Annotated in this window: 10 protein-coding genes; all 10 read left to right on the top strand. The window is 46.9% G+C overall.

The window, feature by feature from the left end:
• The first annotated feature begins 59 nt into the window (after positions 1-59).
• The 10 genes from AB432_RS14930 (at position 60) to AB432_RS14975 (ending at position 14,259) form a co-directional block, all read left to right on the top strand.
• Positions 60-1,841: an ABC transporter ATP-binding protein gene (locus AB432_RS14930; protein ID WP_048032943.1), complete on the top strand. Its 1,782-nt coding sequence runs from the start codon at positions 60-62 to the stop codon at positions 1,839-1,841.
• Positions 1,842-1,843: 2 nt separating this feature from the next.
• Positions 1,844-3,643, top strand: a complete 1,800-nt coding sequence (locus tag AB432_RS14935) for an ABC transporter ATP-binding protein (protein WP_048032944.1) — start codon at positions 1,844-1,846, stop codon at positions 3,641-3,643.
• Positions 3,640-4,347 (top strand): 4'-phosphopantetheinyl transferase family protein, encoded by a 708-nt coding sequence (locus AB432_RS14940; RefSeq protein ID WP_048032945.1) that lies wholly within the window; start codon positions 3,640-3,642, stop codon positions 4,345-4,347. The genes AB432_RS14935 and AB432_RS14940 overlap by 4 nt, the downstream gene beginning before the upstream one ends.
• A gap of 28 nt (positions 4,348-4,375) precedes the next feature.
• The gene (locus AB432_RS14945) at positions 4,376-5,104 is read left to right on the top strand and encodes a thioesterase II family protein (RefSeq protein WP_048035829.1); all 729 of its coding nucleotides are present in this window, start codon (positions 4,376-4,378) and stop codon (positions 5,102-5,104) included.
• Between the two features lie 51 nt (positions 5,105-5,155).
• The gene (locus AB432_RS14950; RefSeq protein WP_048032946.1) at positions 5,156-6,742 is read left to right on the top strand and encodes a lipase family protein; all 1,587 of its coding nucleotides are present in this window, start codon (positions 5,156-5,158) and stop codon (positions 6,740-6,742) included.
• 106 nt (positions 6,743-6,848) lie between these two features.
• Positions 6,849-8,588 (top strand): ABC transporter ATP-binding protein, encoded by a 1,740-nt coding sequence (locus AB432_RS14955; protein WP_048032947.1) that lies wholly within the window; start codon positions 6,849-6,851, stop codon positions 8,586-8,588.
• On the top strand, positions 8,585-10,456 hold the full coding sequence (locus AB432_RS14960) for an ABC transporter ATP-binding protein (RefSeq protein WP_048032948.1): 1,872 nt from the start codon (positions 8,585-8,587) through the stop codon (positions 10,454-10,456). Before AB432_RS14955 ends, AB432_RS14960 begins: the two co-directional genes overlap by 4 nt.
• 141 nt (positions 10,457-10,597) lie before the next feature.
• Positions 10,598-11,389 carry a citryl-CoA lyase gene (locus tag AB432_RS14965; RefSeq protein WP_048032949.1) on the top strand — a complete coding sequence of 264 codons (792 nt, stop codon included), beginning with the start codon at positions 10,598-10,600 and terminating at the stop codon, positions 11,387-11,389.
• A 36-nt stretch (positions 11,390-11,425) separates the two neighbouring features.
• Positions 11,426-12,574: an acyl-CoA dehydrogenase family protein gene (locus AB432_RS14970; RefSeq protein ID WP_048032950.1), complete on the top strand. Its 1,149-nt coding sequence runs from the start codon at positions 11,426-11,428 to the stop codon at positions 12,572-12,574.
• 263 nt (positions 12,575-12,837) lie between these two features.
• Entirely contained in the window at positions 12,838-14,259 is a 1,422-nt protein-coding gene (locus tag AB432_RS14975) for a serine hydrolase domain-containing protein (protein WP_053079581.1), read from the top strand.
• Positions 14,260-14,280 lie beyond the last annotated feature (21 nt).

Genomic DNA, 14,280 nt, shown 5'->3' on the forward strand with positions numbered 1-14,280 from the left:
CTTGGGAACACGTTTTCCAAGGGGAGTTCATCCATTACATCCTTGGAGAGGAGCAGCAAATGATTTTTACCAAGCAAGCTCAGCACCGAAAGAAAGCGCCCGTGTTTGGCTGGGTACTCTCATATGTAAAGCCATATCGAGGTTGGGTCATAACCTGTATCATTGCCTCGCTTCTTGTGGCTGTGGCAGACATTTGGATGGGAATCCTGATCAAGACTATGGTCGAACATACGAACAACTTCGACAAGCTGGTCAGTATTGCCCTCATCATTTTTTGTCTGACCATCGTCGGTTTTCTTTCGAAATATTTCATCACGTATTCGGCAGCTAGATTCAGTTCAAGAGCCATGAGAGATTTGAAAAACAGCATGGCTTCTCATCTCGAAAAAGTCCCCATGTCCACTATGGATAAATATCATTCCGGCGATCTCGTTTCTCGCTTAACAACGGATGCCCAAATCTTGCAAAGGTTTTTGCAACAGCATTTTTTCCAGCTTTTTTATCTGCCAGTTGTTTTTCTGGGAGCTCTTGGACTGTTGTTGACGATCAATTGGAAGTTAATCATCTTCAGCGTAGCGATCCTTCCAGTCGCCATCGCCATTACAGGATGGATGAGCAGACCGCTACAAAAATATTCAGAGCAAATGCAGGACCATCTGGGTCAAACAAACACCATCGCGCAGGATACGCTCTCCGGGATTCACATGGTCAAAGCTTTTCAATTGGAAGGCGTCCTGTATCGTAAATACCACGCGGGTATGAAGCAGGTATTGAAAAATGCGATCCAGGCAGAGAAGAAACGCGCGTGGATGACAGCACCAGGGATTTTATTGTTTTCTTCCCCGATCCTGTTTTTTGTCGCTTATGGTGGGTACTTGATTCAGGCGGGAGAATTGGATCTGGGCAGCTTGGTCATCTTCAGTTATTTGCTTCACTTTATTATCGAACCACTATCTCTCGCACCCGTGTTGTTTGCCCAAGTACAAGAGACATCAGGTGCGGCAAAGCGGCTGCAAGAAATTTTTTCACAGCCAGTCGAACAAAATGATCAGCCAGTGATTTCAGTTGATCCAGAGGCGATTCCGGTGCAGTTTGAGAATGTTACGTTTGCCTACGATCAGGCAAGGATTCTTCATAACGTTAGCTTTACGCTATATCCGAACAAGACCATTGCGTTAGTAGGTGCCAGCGGAAGTGGAAAGAGCACCATCATAAAGCTGTTGTGCGGGTTTTATCAAATGGAACCGGGAAACGGAAGACTGAATGTGTTCGGGCATTCCATGACGGATTGGAATATGACGGACATGCGGAGCTACCTTTCCATGGTTTCTCAGGATACGACGCTATTCCCCGTGTCTATTGCGGAAAATATCTCGTATGGACGCATTCATGCGACACAAGACGAGATCATCGCAGCGGCAAAAGCGGCCAATGCGCATAACTTCATCATGGAGCTGCCGCAAGGATATCAAACAAAAGTGGGGGAACGTGGCTCTCGTCTATCCGGAGGACAGAAACAGCGCATTGCGATTGCCCGAGCGATTTTGAAGGACGCCCCGATTTTGCTGCTGGATGAACCAACGTCTGCCTTGGATACAGAATCGGAAGCTTTGGTCCAGGAAGCGTTGGAAAATGTGATGAAAAATCGGACGGTTCTCGTCATTGCGCATCGACTGTCTACGATCAAAGAAGCGGATGAAGTGCTAGTTTTGGAGCAAGGACAAATTGTTGAGCGAGGAACACACTACGATTTGCTTGGCCAAGGCGGGGTTTACACCAGATTGTATCAAAAACAGTTTGCCACAGAGAGGCAGAGCTCGTTGGCAGCAGGGGGGGTATAGGCATGTTCATCCAGAATCTGATGCGGGAGCTACTTCAACTGCTGTCATTTATGAAATCGAAAAAGAGAGCGTATATTTTGGGACTCGTGGGTGACGGAATCGGTCAAGCAGCTGTATTGGTATCTCTCCCTTTCGTGTTCAAGGATCTGACGGACTTTGCGAACACAAAAGACCCTGCTTTATTAACCAGAGCGATTGCGACCATGGCAGTGATGTTCCTCTTGCTGAGTATCCTGTCTCCATTTTTCAGCTATATCTATCGTCGATGCGTCCGCGAGCTCATTGCCAACATTCGGCTTCAAGTCTATCAACGATTGAGCAAGCTGCCTTTCGATTATTATGAGCAGCACCATTCAGGAGATACGATGTCGAGACTGGGCAACGATGTTGTCCTCATGGAAAACGCGTATGCGGAGCAATTGAAAACGTTAAGCATCATCCTGCTTTCGCTGATCGGTTCGATCATAGGGATGTTTGCTATGGATTGGAAAATTGCCGTCGTCCTGTTGCTCATAAGTACATTGACTCTTTATGTGAATACGCTGTTTGCCAAATCAGTCCGGCGAATTGGTGACCGAATGCAGCAACAGATGGGGATTGGGACAGAAAGATTAAATGATTTTTTGTCTGGTCTGCCCATCATTAAAATGTTTCATTTACATAACGTTGTGACCGCGCGTTACACGGCAGCAAACGAAGAAGTAGCTTCGTCTGCCATCAAGCAAGGGCATAAACACGGATTATTGGAAGGGACCAATTTTTTCATCCAATTCGTAAGCTTCGGGGGAATGCTTGTTTTTGGAATCCTGATGGTATCCAAACAAATGATCGGGTTAGGCGTGCTGGTCGCTCTGGTTCAACAACAGATGCTTGTGACATTGGCGTTTCTCCAGCTTGGCCAAGTCATCACAGCGTTGCAGAGCTCGCTAGCAGGGGCTTCTCGGGTCGTCGATTTTCTGAATGAACCTCTCGAACCAGAAGAGTACCAGAAGAACTCCGACAAACACCAGCATTGCGAAAGCATGCTAAAGCTGGAGCAGGTCGTTTTCGGATACAACGAATCTACCAATGTGCTGGATGGTGTTTCGTTGCGAGTCGAGCAAGGCCAAATGGCTGGGCTAGTCGGAACGAGTGGCAGTGGAAAAAGCACCGTCATGAAACTTCTGTTAGGATATTACCCACCTGCGAGCGGCTCTCTTTATTTACTGGGCAAACCCATGGGAGCTTATTCTCTTGCAGAAATTAGAAGCTTGATCTCATACGTGCCTCAGGATGCCTTTTTGTTCGAAGGAACCATCGAAGACAATATCCGTTACGGCTGCCTGGATGCTTCGGAAGAGGATGTCATCAACGCAAGCAAAGCAGCGTATGCGCATGATTTTATTATGGAACTGACAGATGGCTACCAGACCAAAACAGGAGAGCGCGGTGCCAAGCTATCTGGCGGACAGCGTCAGCGAATTGCCATTGCCAGAGCCATCTTGAAAAATGCACCAATCCTTCTACTCGATGAAGCAACCTCCGCATTGGATGCAGAATCGGAATATTGGGTGCAGCAAGCATTAACCGCACTCATGAAAGATAAAACGGTACTTGTCATCGCTCATCGCTTGTCAACGGTAGAGGATGCCGATGTGATTTACGTGATGGATCAAGGAAAGGTCATCGAGCAAGGTCACCATGTTGAGTTAATGAAGTACAACGGCACGTATGCCAACCTGTATGAAGTGCAGCAGCGAAAGGATCGGGCAGAACAAGTCAATAGTTTTGAATTGACAGAAAGAAGTGTGGGTGCTACATGATTGCCATTTATGCGTTGAAATGTCCTGCTGTCATGGAGAAAGAACTGTTCAACCGATTTTTGCAAGCATTACCCGAAGAAAAGCGGGAACGGATCCACCGTTTCAGAAATCCGGCTGATTCCTATCGGACGTTGCTCGCGGACGTGCTGGTACGTTCTCTCATTTGTGAAGCCTACGAGATTTCCAATGACGAAATCAAGTATGACTACAATGCATACGGAAAGCCTTCTTTGAAATCATTTCCCAACTTCTGCTTTAACGTCTCGCATTCTGGGGAATGGGTCGTCTGCGCCACGCATGACTCGCAGGTGGGGATTGATGTGGAGCAAATATGTCCGATTGACTTGGATATTGCCACTCATTATTTTGCACCAGCCGAAGTAGAGGTTCTCTTGGCAAAACATCCGGATGAACAAGTTTCGTATTTCTACGACCTTTGGACTTTGAAGGAGAGTTATATAAAAGCGAGAGGCATGGGGCTGTCCATCCCGTTGCAATCATTTGCCATTAGAAAAAAACTAGACCAATCGATTACGATTTCGCAAAGTGATTCGCGCGATGCTTGGGAATTTCAGCAGTATGAGATCGATCCAGGCTACAAATTGTCAGTTTGCGCGACTACCAATCAGTTTGCTGCTCAAGTAGTAATGAAAGATCTGAAAGATTTGCATCAGGCCATTTTTCATAGAAAGATCTCGAGGTAATTACGTAATGAGGAAAGGGCGGAAAAAAATGAAATTGTTCTGCTTTCCGTACGCAGGTGGACTTCCCGGGATCTATTACGGTTGGAAGCGGGTATTGTCGCCAGCGTTATTGGAAATTGATCCATTCGAGGTACGACCTTCACTTCAGAGCGACAGCATGGTTCTTTCCACCTCGTTTTATGAGGTCTTGGAGGATGTATACAAACGGATCACACCAGAGCTGGGGGAAGAACCTTTTGCCTTTTTTGGCCACAGCATGGGCGGATTAATTGCGTTTGAACTGACGCGAAAGCTGTTGCAGAATGGAAAGCCACTGCCCCAGCACTTGTTCTTGTCTGCATCTCGCGTGCCACATGCGTATCACAAACTGGTAAAAACATACAACCTCCCGCATAACGAGTTCATCGAATCCCTACGTAAACTTGGGGGCACTCCCGATGAAGTTTTGGATAATCACGAGATCTTGGAGTTATTTTTGCCTATCATTCGCGCTGATTTCCAGGCCGTGCAAACTTATGAAATGAATCACGAGCTTCCTCAGCAAATCCCGGTCGACATGACGGTTTTGTTTGGGAAAGAAGATTCTATTGAAGTCCAAGATATTGTGGCATGGCGAGACTATTGCGGGCGAGAATGCAAATTTTACCCCATGCCTGGTGGGCATTTCTTTATTCATCACCAAATGAATCCGATCCTAGCGATCATTCAAGACACATTGAAGGTAGAACGGGCAGTTGCAATCCGTGCACAATTCTAACGATTGTGCACGGCAACAATAAATCCTAAGGTGAAGGTTGGTGTTCTTTTCATGAATCAGAAAGCACTATCTCGTTTGCTTGCAGCCGTTACATTATCAACGGCGCTGGTCTACCCGCAAGCTGCAAGCGCAGCGGCTCCACCTCCGGCTTTGCATGACGACAATCCAAGTGGTCATTTTGGTGACTGGTACACAGGTGCGGTTCCTCCCAATGCATCCAACGACAAGCCTGTGATCCTGTTTGTTCAAGGTCTGCACTCCACCTACAATACCTGGTATACAACAGACGGATTTTATGATGCAGCCTATAATGCCGGGTATCGTACCGCATTTGTGCAACTGAAGGACGCGGATGGTACTGGTGGCAACATGTGGACAAACGGAGCCAAGCTCGCCGAAGTCATTAAAAAGGTTGCAGAATATTATGGCGTTTCCAAAATCAATATCATTGCTCATTCCAAAGGCGGCATTGATACACAGACAGCACTCGTCCACTATGGGGCGCATCCGTATGTCAACGTTGTTCACCAGCTTTCTACGCCAAACAAAGGTTCAGAATTGGCTGACATGGCGTACAGCAATTGGGCGGGTTGGCTCGCCGACATTCTTGGCAAAAAAGACGATGCCGTGTATTCCCTGCAAACGTCCTATATGGCTAACTTCCGTGCGCAAACTGACAGCCGTAGCGAAAATAGTTCAACAAAGACATATATGGCAGCCGGAACAGGGGATGATGGCTGGTTTAGTGCTACCTGGTTTGCTCATGCAGTTCTTCCTGGTGAAGACGATGGAGCAGTTTCCGTTGAGTCTGCTTTCGGTTTGCCATATGGGATCAAGAGCTTTACAAAAGACATTTCCCACGGTCAAATAGCGAAAGCCTCACAAACATGGGATCTGGTCCAGCCGAAATTGCAAAAGGCCTCTACTCGCGATCGTGTAAATAAAGTAAGCAAAGAAGACAAATCAAAATCTAGCACTGTGGAAGAGAGCTCCGTCATTCTCCGTGGCGGCGAAGTAGAAGACAACGTCTCCGAAACATTTTTCCTGGAGAGCGGAATCAATCAGTTGAACCTGGATACGATGACCTCGTCAGAAGACACCGTTGTGACGTTGATCAGTCCGTCTGGCAAAGAGTATGAAGCGGATCACAGTAAAAAAAGCAAATCGGAGGATGAACCTGAGATATTCCAGGATGCTGTTCATCACTTCATTGAAGTAGAGGAGCCTGAAGCAGGCGAATGGACACTTGAAGTGGAGGGCTCTGACGACGCCTTTTTCATGGTTGCTTCGGTGGAAGGTGGAGAAGAAGCGAAGGTAAAAGCGAGCAAAAAGGTATTCAAGAAAGGCGACAAAGCGAAGATTTCCGTCGACCTGGGCAAAAACGAAATTGATCAATCGTTACTGGAAAAAGCAAACCTGACTCGTTCGCTGAACGGCGAAAAAGCAAGCGTCCTTGATGAAGTGAAGTTTGCCGTAAAAGAAGATGAGTTGACTGGCAATTTTACCGTGCCGACTAAGCCAGGCGTCTATAATCTCTCCTTTGACGTAACCGGTATCAATGAGGACGGCGAGCCATTTACACGCTCTATTAATTACAACTTTGCGGTAACAAATAGTGATGGAGAATTAGAAAAATAAAAGCAAACCATTTCGCGGCCCTGAAAAAGGGTCGTTTTTTCTGCATACAACTACATCCCAAATGGAAATGTAGTATGGAAGAGGCAGGAAAGGGAGCGTGCATCGTATGATGAGGCTGTTTCGATACTTGACGTCCTACAAATGGCCGATCGCAGCGATATTGGTGCTTGTTTTCATCCAATCGTTATCCGATCTGTACTTGCCAACGTTAATGGCAGATATCGTTGATGTTGGGATTGTGCAGGGGGACACCTTCTTTATTTGGAAGGTTGGTGCTTTTATGCTGCTCATCGCTGCAGGTGGGGGATTTTGTGCCATCGGAGCCAGTTATTTCTCATCCAAGGTGGCCATGAGCTTTGGTCGTGAGCTGCGTGCCAAGGTGTTTTACCAAGTAGAACACTATTCTATGCAGGAGATCGGTCAAATCGGTACAGCCTCGCTTATTACGAGAACAACGAACGATATTAACCAAGTACAACAGGTTTTGATCATGATTTTGCGTATCATGGTGGTTGCTCCCATGATGTGTATTGGTGGAATTATCATGGCTTCATCTAAGGATGCCAAACTGACACTTGTTCTTGCAGTAGCTGTTCCCATTCTAGCCTTAGCCATTTTCCTGATCGCACGAAAGGGGATGCCTCTTTTCAAAGCGATGCAAAAAAAGCTGGATAAGCTGAATTTGGTCGTGAGAGAAGGCCTGACGGGAATTCGTGTGATCCGCTCGTTTAACCGCATGGATGTGGAGAAAAGGCGTTTTAACGAAGCGAATACTGATTTGACGCAGACAGCGATTAACGTGAATCGAATTATGGCAGGCTTGATGCCGATTATGATGCTGACCTTTAACTTGTCTGCCGTTGCCATTCTTTGGTTCGGTGGCATTCGTGTCAGTAATATGAACCTTCAAGTCGGTGATCTCATGGCGTTCATCCAGTATGCGACACAGATTATGTTTTCATTGGTCATGCTGTCTATGATTTTCGTCATGGTTCCTCGTGCTTCTGCATCCGCTATCCGAATCAACGAAGTGCTGGATTTACATTCGACTATTCATGATCGCCCAGAGCCTGTGACGCGGTCGAAAGCGACGACTTCAGGCACGGTAGAGTTTCAAGATGTCACATTTTCTTACCCGGGTGCAGAACATCCCGCATTGACTTCGATCACTTTTACAGCTCGTCCGGGGCAGACCACCGCGATTATCGGAGGGACAGGCTCCGGTAAATCGACAATACTCCATCTGGTTGAGCGATTCTACGATGTGACTTCCGGAACCATTCGGGTAGACGGTCTTGACATACGTGACCTGCCTTTAGAGCAATTGCGAGCAAAAATTGGCTACGTCCCACAAAAAGTGCTGCTCTTTTCAGGCTCGATCGCCGACAATATTCGCTTCGGGAAAGAGGACGCTACGGATGCCGAAATCGAGCATGCTGCAAAAATTGCGCAGGCAGGCGATTTTATTGCGAGTATGAAGGGAGGATACGAGGCACATATTTCCCAAGGCGGTACGAACGTGTCCGGTGGGCAAAAGCAGCGGTTATCGATTGCACGAGCAATTGTTCGCCAGCCGGCCATCTACATGTTTGATGACAGTTTTTCTGCGTTGGATTTCAAGACAGATGCATTATTGAGAGCCGCATTAAAAGAAGAGATTGAGAAGAACCAATCCACGTTAATCATCGTGGCTCAGCGGGTTAGCACTGTGATGGACGCAGACCAGATAATCGTGCTGGATGAAGGCTCGATTGCGGGTATGGGGACACATGAAGATCTCATGAAAAACTGCGAAGTCTATCAGGAAATCGTACGATCCCAACTGACAAAGGAGGAGATCGCATGAGTGAGCCACGAGGAGGTAAGCAAGCTTCAAAGGGCGGCCATATGGGTGGCCCGATGGGAATGGCTATGCCAGGAGCGAAAGCAAAGGACTTTACAGGTACACTCAAGCGCTTGATCGGCTACTTTCGGCCACATCGTATTCAACTGATCGTCGTGTTTCTGGCTGCCGTTTTGAGTACGATCTTTGCTATTGTCAGTCCCAAACTGATGGGGAAGGCGACGACGAATCTTTTCACAGGCATGATCGGTCTGATGCAGGGACAGCCAAAGGAAATCGCATTTGATTTTGCGTATATCGCAAATATCCTAATCCTTTTGATCGGATTGTATGTCATCAGTGCGCTGTTCAGCTATTTGCAGCAATATGTGATGGCAGGAGTATCACAGAAGATCGTCTATGACATGCGTGAGCAGGTAAATGAGAAATTGTCCCGCCTACCGCTGAAATACTTTGATGCGAAAATGCATGGGGATATTTTGAGCCGTGTCACAAACGATATTGATAATATCAGCAACACGCTCCAGCAAAGCCTGACACAGCTCATTACTTCCATCGTGACGATCATCGGTGTCATCATTATGATGCTGACGATTAGCCCATTATTGACTCTCATTCTGATTTTGACGTTGCCGCTCAGTGCCATTGCTACGAAACAGATCGCCTCGAAGTCACAAAAGCATTTCATCGGACAGCAGAGCTCGCTTGGTGAACTGAATGGGCATGTAGAAGAAATGTTTACGGGGCATCAGGTTGTAAAGGCGTTTGGATATGAGAAGAAGTCACAACAGACATTTGATCAAATCAATGCCAAGCTGTACGAAGCCGGATGGAGAGCGCAATTTATATCAGGGATTATCATGCCGGTTATGAGCTTCATCGGAAATATCGGCTACGTGCTCGTCTGCATTGTCGGCGGGATTCTCGCTACGAACGGTTCCATTGAAATCGGGGATATCCAAGCCTTTATCCAATATACTCGTCAGTTCACGATGCCAATTGCGCAAACCGCGAACATCGCCAACCTGATCCAGTCGACGATCGCTTCAGCGGAGCGGGTCTTTGAGGTTTTGGATGACGAAGAGGAAGTGCCAGAAAGCACGCAGCCAGTCATGATCGCAGCGCCGAAAGGCAAAGTGGCATTTCAGCATGTCAGGTTTGGTTATAAAGAAGGTCATTTGTTGATGCAAGACATCAATCTCGTAGTAGAACCTGGACAAAAGATTGCGATCGTGGGTCCAACAGGTGCGGGTAAGACGACACTGATTAATTTGCTTATGCGTTTTTATGAGCTCAATGGTGGAGCGATACTGATCGATGACGTCGATATTACACGCATGAAACGAAGCGATCTTCGCTCTCTGTTCGGCATGGTCCTGCAAGATACATGGCTGTTTAATGGAACGATCCATGATAATTTGGCCTATGCACAACCCGACGCTTCTGATACGGATATCATTCGCGCGGCGAAGGCAGCTCGCGCCGATCACTTTATTCGCACGCTACTAGATGGGTACAAGACGGTGTTAAATGAAGAAGCCTCCAATATTTCCCAAGGACAAAAACAACTGTTGACCATCGCTCGTGCTATTTTGGCAGACCCTACGATTCTGATTTTGGACGAAGCAACAAGCAGCGTGGATACTCGAACCGAGGTGCATATCCAGGAAGCGATGAATGAGCTAATGAAGGGGCGCACTAGCTTCGTGATCGCACATCGATTGTCTACAATCAGAAATGCAGACTTGATCCTCGTCATGAACAAGGGAACGATCATAGAACAAGGAACACATGACGAGTTGATGGAGCAAGATGGTTTTTATGCGGATTTATACAACAGTCAGTTTGCAGAGTCCACAACAGCAGGCTAAAAAAACGCTGCTTTACGCGAAACCGCCAAGTTTGGGCGGTTTTATTGTTGGGAGAGGAAATGTGCAAGATGGCACGGTAATTGCTTGTAAATAAATCAAGCAGGTAAACCAGTTCTATGAATACGAAAGCGAGGAAAGAAAATGGAATTCCAGACAAACATCGGTGTATCAAAATCAGACAAGATTTATGTTCATGGCTATGATTTGACAGAAGAATTAATTGGACAGATCACCTTGGCGGATATGGCATTCCTAGGAGCAGCCCACCGGAAGCCTACCCAAAATGAATCAAAAATGTTGAATGCGTGCATGGTTGCTATATGTGAACATGGATTTACGCCAAGCTCGATTTCCGCACGGTTGACCTATCTGGGAGCACCGGAAGCTGTGCAAGCTGCAGTCGCAGCCGGATTGTTGGGGGCGGGTTCAGTCTATCTAGGAGCGATGGAATACGTTGCCCAAATGCTCCAAGAAGGGTTGCAGAAGTACGGTGCCGATTGCGACAGGAAAGAGGTCGCCAAACGAATCCTGGAGGAGCGTGAAGAAAGAGGACTGCAAATGCCAGGGTTCGGGCATCCGATTCATAGACCTGTTGATCCACGTACCCCAAAATTGTTTGCGTTGGCAGAGGAGCTAGGCTTTGCTGGAGACCATATGGCTATTATGAAAGAAATTCATGAGCAATTCAGCACGAAAAAAGGCAAACAGATCACGCTAAATGTTGCAGGTGCCATTGGCGCTGTGCTCTCGGATATGAGGTTGCACTACAGTGTCGTGAAATCATTTGCAGTCGCGGCGAGGGCCGTCGGACTGATTGCCCACATTGTGGAAGAAATTGAATCGGGCAGGAAAGATTGCATGGCACAGAAGCTATACGACTTTGTGGAGGAGAATACCCTCTACACTAATCGCATACCAGACGAAGTGAAGTAGTAAACCGACATCACAGTAAGAGGGGGATCGGATGACATGAACGTTACATTCAGCAGTGAAATAGAAGAGCTGCGCAAAGCTGTGCGGAGTTTTATCAGTGAGAAGGTCGACCCAGTCGCTGATCACATTGAACGGGAAGATCATATACCAGATCAAATCATGGAGATGTGTAAAGAAGTGGGATTGTTTGGACTGAGCATCCCCGAACAATACGGCGGACTCGGTATTAATATGCTTGGAAAATGCGCTATTTTTGAAGAGATTGGGAAAACAAGCAATGGATTTACGACCGTCATTGGTTGCCATAATGGCATCGGTTCTGTAGGGATTGTCGAAATGGGCACTGAAGAGCAAAAACGAAAATATTTGCCGCGCATGGCTACCGGTGAAATGATGGGTGCTTTCGCTTTAACAGAACCAAGTGCAGGATCAAATGCGACTAATTTAAAGACAAGGGCTGTACGGAAAGCAGACAAATACATCTTGAATGGCTCCAAACATTACATCACGAATGCGCCCATCGCTGGCATTTTTACGGTCATGGCTGTCACCGATCCTTCCATGGGAGCAAAAGGGATTACCTCCTTTTTAGTCGAAAAAGATTTCCCAGGCTTCCAGATCGGAAAAATAGAGGAAAAGATGGGCTTGAGGGGCTCCCACTCGGCTGAAATATTTTTTGAAGATTGCGAAGTTCCTGTAGAAAACGTCCTTGGCCATGAGGGAATGGGCTATACCAATGCTCTCAAAATCCTAGCGAATGGACGGGCGGGATTGGCAGCCCGAAATCTCGGTTCTTGCCAAAAACTACTGGATATGTCCATGAAATATGCGATGGAGCGCATCCAATTTGACAAGCCGATTTTTGAACAACAAATTATCCAGCACTACTTGGCAGAAATAGCACTGGACTGTGAAACACTGCGTGCGTTTACGCATCATGTCGCATCGCTCGTGGACCAAGGCAAGAATGTGATCAAAGAAGCCGCGATGGTGAAACTGTTTGCCTCCGAAGTCTATAACCGTGTGGCAGATAAAGCGGTACAAATCCATGGGGGGATCGGATATATCAAGGAATACCCAGTCGAGCGTTATTACCGGGATGCCAGAATTACCAAGATTTATGAAGGTACCTCTGAAATCCAAAAGAACATTATCGCAGGTCGTTTACGTAAGGAATACTCGTAATCAAGTGAAAAGAGGGAATGCTGGATTTGACCAGCGACATTTCTGGGCCCGCGTCTTACAGACGAAGGGCCATTTTTTATTTGACTGCGCTTCGTTATTAATATTTTTTATTTTCAGAATTATATATTGTCGTTTTTTCATCTGCCGCTTATAATTCTACTAGCGCATGAACTTCATATCCTTATTTTTTTGAAGTATACACTTCGGTATTCAAACTGAAATTGCTTTCCTTTTTGTAAGGAATGAACCTAAGGAGGCATGACATGAAGATGAATGAGTGGGAAGCGTCGTTTGAAGCATACGTCCAAAGGCTGATGGATGATTTTCAAGTTCCCGGTGCGATCATTGCTGTAGCCAAAGACGGAGAACTCACTTATGAAAAAGCGTTTGGTTATCGGGACCGCGAAAAGCAAGCTCCCATCGATCTGAATACGGTATTTGGGATCGGATCGATTACGAAATCGTTTACATGCATGGCGATCATGCAGCTTCAGGAAGAAGGAAAGCTTTCCGTGCATGATCCGGTTATCACCTATTTACCTGAGTTTCGCACACCGAACGAAGCACAAACGAAGAGCATCACCATTCATCATTTCATGACACATACCCTCGGATTTCCACCACTTCCAGCTCTCATTCCCGCCATGCTACCCAGCTTACAAGCCGATCCGACAGCAGAAGAATTACTTCAACATTTTGAAGCGCACTGTAAACACCCAATTGATACCTTCGAAGAACTCATGTCATATATAGAGAAGCTGCCCTTTGAATTGTTGGGACCTGCTGGAACGGAATTCAGCTATTCGAACGAAGCTTTTGGTTTGCTTGGGGCAATTATTGAGCGTGTCAGCGGCAAAACATACGAAGCTTATGTCCAAGAGCATATTTTACAGCCACTTGGCATGGAACGAACAGTTTTTCATGTGGAGGAATTAGGTGAGGACGACAATACTACCATGCTGTACACACGTCGCTTGAACGATGGCGTTCGAGAAGTAGTACGTGCCCCCGGCTGGTGGGATGCTCCCGCCATGCGTGCAGCAGGCTTCCTCAAATCGTCCGCACGTGACATGCTTCGGTATGCAGATGTTTATCGGACAGGCGGGCTTTCAAATGGAGCGAGAATCTTCTCGGGAGATAGCGCCTCACAAATGACTGCCCCCCATGTCCGTATTGACTTGAGCCGCAGCTATGGTTACGGACTCGGCGTGTTTCCATTTTCCGAAGATTACACCTTACTTACCCATACTGGCGGCTTAAAAGGGATGACCGCACAAATGTTCATCATTCCAGAGGCGGGAGTAACTGGCATCCTTTTGACCAACATGGATGATGCCCCCATTTCCAATCTGACATTAGGACTGTTGAACAGCATGTTCGGTCGCCCGCTCGAGAGGCAGTTCGCCACGTTTTCCGAATGTGAAGTGCCGCTTGCTTACTTGCAGCAATGCCCCGGTACATATAAATCCGGAGAAGGTGAAGCAGTAGAGATTACCTTCGATGAAGCACAGAGACAGCTCGTACTCGTTCTAGGCAGTGATGTGTTCCCACTGCGTTCCGTTGGCGAAGATACGTTTCTTTTCACGCGCCACAACATCGATTCACTCATCCGCTTTGTTCGCCATCCAGACGGTGAGATCAAGCGCTTGGCGTTTGGTTCGCGCCAAATGCCGAAAGTAATCTAATCAAAGATAGGGAGGCTATTG

The organism is Brevibacillus brevis, assembly GCF_001039275.2.
GTDB classification, from domain to species: domain Bacteria; phylum Bacillota; class Bacilli; order Brevibacillales; family Brevibacillaceae; genus Brevibacillus; species Brevibacillus brevis_C.

Excerpts from the sequence above, each read along its gene's own strand:
- AB432_RS14975 (WP_053079581.1), top strand. The coding sequence starts at position 12,838 with ATGAAGATGAATGAGTGGGAAGCGTCGTTTGAAGCATACGTCCAAAGG.
- AB432_RS14970 (WP_048032950.1), top strand. The coding sequence starts at position 11,426 with ATGAACGTTACATTCAGCAGTGAAATAGAAGAGCTGCGCAAAGCTGTG.
- AB432_RS14955 (WP_048032947.1), top strand. The coding sequence starts at position 6,849 with ATGATGAGGCTGTTTCGATACTTGACGTCCTACAAATGGCCGATCGCA.
- AB432_RS14935 (WP_048032944.1), top strand. The coding sequence starts at position 1,844 with ATGTTCATCCAGAATCTGATGCGGGAGCTACTTCAACTGCTGTCATTT.
- AB432_RS14940 (WP_048032945.1), top strand. The coding sequence starts at position 3,640 with ATGATTGCCATTTATGCGTTGAAATGTCCTGCTGTCATGGAGAAAGAA.
- AB432_RS14945 (WP_048035829.1), top strand. The coding sequence starts at position 4,376 with ATGAAATTGTTCTGCTTTCCGTACGCAGGTGGACTTCCCGGGATCTAT.
- AB432_RS14960 (WP_048032948.1), top strand. The coding sequence starts at position 8,585 with ATGAGTGAGCCACGAGGAGGTAAGCAAGCTTCAAAGGGCGGCCATATG.
- AB432_RS14930 (WP_048032943.1), top strand. The coding sequence starts at position 60 with ATGATTTTTACCAAGCAAGCTCAGCACCGAAAGAAAGCGCCCGTGTTT.
- AB432_RS14965 (WP_048032949.1), top strand. The coding sequence starts at position 10,598 with ATGGAATTCCAGACAAACATCGGTGTATCAAAATCAGACAAGATTTAT.
- AB432_RS14950 (WP_048032946.1), top strand. The coding sequence starts at position 5,156 with ATGAATCAGAAAGCACTATCTCGTTTGCTTGCAGCCGTTACATTATCA.